Source organism: Streptomyces himastatinicus ATCC 53653, from assembly GCF_000158915.1.
In the GTDB taxonomy this organism is placed as follows: Bacteria; Actinomycetota; Actinomycetes; order Streptomycetales; family Streptomycetaceae; genus Streptomyces; species Streptomyces himastatinicus.
This window is the reverse complement of the sequence record NZ_GG657754.1, coordinates 2,433,166-2,437,004: the sequence shown is the minus strand read 5'-3', so window position 1 is coordinate 2,437,004 and position 3,839 is coordinate 2,433,166. Positions and strand designations below refer to the sequence as shown.

Genomic DNA, 3,839 nt, shown 5'->3' with positions numbered 1-3,839 from the left:
CATCCGGGCGATGATTCCGCTTCAGGCGGCGCTTGCCTCGCGGGCCGGGGCGGGGCGGGTCGGGGTGGGGGTGCTTCTGCTGATGCCCGTCGCGCGGCGACTGTCCAGAAAGGTCAGCCCGACATGACGACCCCGACCCCGACACCGGCCGCCACCGACCTCCGCTTCGCCTACGGCACCAACGGGCTGACCGACCTGCGGCTCGACGATGCCCTCGCCCTGCTCGCCGACCTCGGCTACGACGGGGTGTCGCTGACGCTCGACCATATGCACCTCGACCCCCTCGCCCCGGATCTGGACGCCCACACCCGCCGCGTGGGGCAGCGCCTCGCCCGGCTCGGGCTGACCGTTGCGATCGAGACCGGGGCCCGCTACGTGCTCGACCCGCGCCGCAAGCATCACCCCACGCTCCTCGATCCCGACGCCGGGGCCCGCGCCGCCCGGGTGGATCTGCTGGTGCGTGCCGTGCGGGTGGCCGCGGAGTTGGGGGCGCACGCGGTGCACTGCTTCAGCGGGGTGCGACCGCCGGGAACGGCGGAGGACACCGCGTGGCGGCGGCTGGGCGACGCCCTCCAGCCGGTGCTGGAGGCCGCCACGTCCGCGGGCGTTCCGCTGGCCGTCGAGCCCGAGCCGGGGCATCTGCTGGCGGATCTCGCGGGGTTTCACCGGCTCCGCCGGGAGCTGGGCGACCCGCCCGCGCTCGGGCTGACGCTCGACATCGGCCACTGCCAGTGCCTGGAACCGGCCCCGCCCGCCGACTGCGTACGCGCCGCCGCGCCGTGGATCCGCCATGCGCAGATCGAGGACATGCGGCGCGGTGTGCACGAGCACCTGCCGTTCGGGGAGGGCGAGGTGGACGTCCCGCCGGTGCTGGAGGCGCTGCGCGCCATGGACTACCGGGGCCTGGTCGGCGTGGAGCTGCCCCGCCACTCGCACGCCGGACCCGGACTGGCCCGCTCCTCCCTCGCGTACCTCAAGGCGGCGGAGCGCACGGCCGCGCTGGGAGGCGTCGCGTGCTGATCGCGGACCTGCGCACGGCCGTACGCGACCACCTGGACGACGACGCCACGGCCTGGCTGGACCGCGCACTCACAGAGGCGGCGACCACTCCCCGCTGGGAGGCCGACTTCGCCGCCGCGGCCCGCCACTGCCGCCGCAGCCACCACCCCGAACTCGCCGACGCCACCCGCATCCTGCTCCTCCACACGGCCCGCCCCGACATGCCCACGCTCACCCGCCTCTACGCACACGGAACGGCCGCCGAGCGCCGGGCCGTCCTCCTCGCCCTGGCCCATCTCGAAGACGTCGGCCCGGACGCCCTCCCCCTCGTCGAGGACGCCCTGCGCACCAACGACACCCGCCTGGTGGCCGCCGCCGTCGGCCCGTACGCGGCGCGCCATCTCGACGCGCACGGCTGGCGGCAGGCCGTACTGAAGTGCCTGTTCACCGGGGTGCCCCTGGACGTCGTGGCCGACTGGCCCGCCCGCGCCAGGGGCGACGCCGAGTTGGCCCGCATACTGACTGACTACGCGCGCGAACGCACCGCCTCCGGGCGGGACTTTCCCGCCGACCTGACACGCGTCCTGGCCCACACCACCCCCGAGGAGCCCTGATGCGCATCTTCGACCCGCGCATCCACATGACCTCCCGCACCACGGACGGACTACTAGGACATGTACGTCGCGGGCGTGCGCGCCCTCGTCGAGCCGTCCTTCTGGCTCGGCCAGCCCCGCACCTCACCCGCCAGCTTCTACGACTACTTCGACGCCCTCCTCGGCTGGGAACCCTTCCGCGCCGCACAGCACGGCATCGCCCACCACTGCACGCTCGCCCTCAACCCCAAGGAGGCCAACGACCCCCGCTGCCTCCCCGTCCTGGACGAGCTGCCGCGCTATCTCGTGAAGGACGGCGTGGTCGCCGTCGGCGAGATCGGCTATGACGCGATGACCCCCGCCGAGGACACCGCGCTCTCCGCGCAGCTCCAGCTCGCCGCCGACCACGGGCTGCCCGCCCTCGTGCACACCCCGCACCGCGACAAGGCCGCGGGCCTGGCCCGCACGCTCGACGTCGTCCACGAATCCGCCCTCCCCACCGACCGCGTCCTGCTCGACCACCTCAACGAGACCACCGTAAGGGCGGCCACCGACAGTGGCTGCTGGCTCGGGTTCTCGATCTACCCGGACACCAAGATGGACCCGGACCGCATGGTGCGCGTGCTGCGCGAGTACGCCTCCGAACGGGACCGCATCCTGGTGAACTCCGCCGCGGACTGGGGCCGCAGCGATCCGCTGAAGACACGCCACGTGGGGGAGGCGATGCTGGCGGCGGGCTTCACCGACGACGACGTCGACCAGGTGCTGTGGCGCAACCCGGTGGCGTTCTACGGGCTCAGCGGGCGGCTGGACCTCGACGTCGAGGACACCACACCCCAAGCCACCCACGAGGGGAACTCCATCCTCCGCGGCGCCCCGGTGACCACCGCGACCCGGGCAACGGAAGAAGGCCGGTGACCTCATGCGCTTCCGCCACCCCGACGGCTCCACCGTCCACCTCGCCTACTGCACCAACGTCCACCCCGCCGAAGACCTCGACGGCGTCGTGGACCAGCTCCGCCACCACTGCGAGCCGGTACGCCGCCGCCTGGGCCGCGACCGGCTCGGCATCGGCCTGTGGCTGGCCCGCGACGCCGCCCGCACCCTGACCGCCGACCCGGCCGCCCTGCGACGGCTGCGCACCGAACTCGACCGGCGCGGTCTGGAGGTCGTCACCCTCAACGGCTTCCCGTACGAGGGGTTCGGCGCCGAGGAGGTCAAGTACCGCGTGTACCGGCCGGACTGGACGGAGACCGAGCGGCTGACCCACACCGGCCACCTCGCCCGGCTGCTGGCCGCCCTGCTCCCGGACGACGTCACCGAGGGCAGCGTCTCCACGCTCCCGCTCGCCTGGCGCGCGCCGTTCGACAGCACACAGCGGCGGGCCGCGCTCGACCACCTCACCACGCTCGCCACGCGCCTCGACGCGCTCCAGGACCTCACCGGCCGTTCGATCCGCATCGGCCTGGAACCCGAACCGGGCTGCACCGTCGAGACCACCGCCCAGGCCATCGACGCGCTCACCGCGCTGCCCGAGGGCGTACCCCGCCGCCGCATCGGCCTCTGCCTGGACACCTGCCACCTCGCGACGCAGTTCGAGGATCCGCACACCGCCACGGAAGCCCTCACCTCCGCCGGTGTGCCCATTGTCAAGGCGCAGCTCTCCGCCGCCCTGCACGCCGAGGAGCCACACCGCCCCGCCGTGCGCACCGCCCTGGCCGCGTTCGCCGAACCGCGCTTCCTGCACCAGACCCGCACCCACACGCAGGCGCACGGCATTCGCGGCACCGACGACCTCGACCAGGCCCTCGCACCGGGCGGGCTCGACACCGCCGCCCCCTGGCGCTCCCACTTCCACGTACCCCTGCACGCCCCGCCCGAGCCGCCGCTCACCTCCACCCTGCCCGTCCTCACCGACACCCTCGCCCGGCTGGTCGGCGGCCCGGCGCCGCTCACCCGCCACCTGGAGGTCGAGACGTACACCTGGCAGGCGCTGCCGCCCGAGCTGCGGCCCCGCAACCGCGACCGGCTGGCCGACGGAATCGCCGCCGAACTCGCCCTGGCCCGCGACCTGTTGACCGACCTCGGCCTCAAGGAGCTGCCGTGAGTGCCCCGGGGAAGCCCACCCCCCTCCTCGTCCTCGACGTCGTCGGCCTCACCCCGCGCCTCCTCTCCCATATGCCCCGGCTGCGCGCCCTGGCCGACTCCGGTGCGTACGCCCCGCTCGGCACCGTGCTGCCCGCCGTC

The 3,839-nt window shown here is 74.2% G+C and carries 3 protein-coding genes and 2 pseudogenes; all 5 read left to right on the top strand.

Features of this window, described 5'->3' with window-relative positions; genetic code table 11:
• Nucleotides 1–123 precede the first annotated feature (123 nt).
• Complete coding sequence (locus SSOG_RS09615) at nt 124–1,020, top strand: sugar phosphate isomerase/epimerase family protein (RefSeq protein ID WP_009714023.1); 897 nt, start codon at nt 124–126, stop codon at nt 1,018–1,020.
• Nucleotides 1,014–1,613: an EboA domain-containing protein gene (locus SSOG_RS09610; RefSeq protein ID WP_009714022.1), complete on the top strand. Its 600-nt coding sequence runs from the start codon at nt 1,014–1,016 to the stop codon at nt 1,611–1,613. The genes SSOG_RS09615 and SSOG_RS09610 overlap by 7 nt, the downstream gene beginning before the upstream one ends.
• Nucleotides 1,613–2,510, top strand: a pseudogene (locus tag SSOG_RS09605) (TatD family hydrolase). Before SSOG_RS09610 ends, SSOG_RS09605 begins: the two are co-directional and overlap by 1 nt.
• Nucleotides 2,511–2,514: 4 nt before the next feature.
• Entirely contained in the window at nt 2,515–3,699 is a 1,185-nt protein-coding gene (eboE, locus tag SSOG_RS09600; protein WP_009714020.1) for a metabolite traffic protein EboE, read from the top strand.
• Nucleotides 3,696–3,839: pseudogene (locus SSOG_RS55820) on the top strand (alkaline phosphatase family protein); the annotation flags it as partial. The gene eboE and the pseudogene SSOG_RS55820, both read left to right, overlap by 4 nt.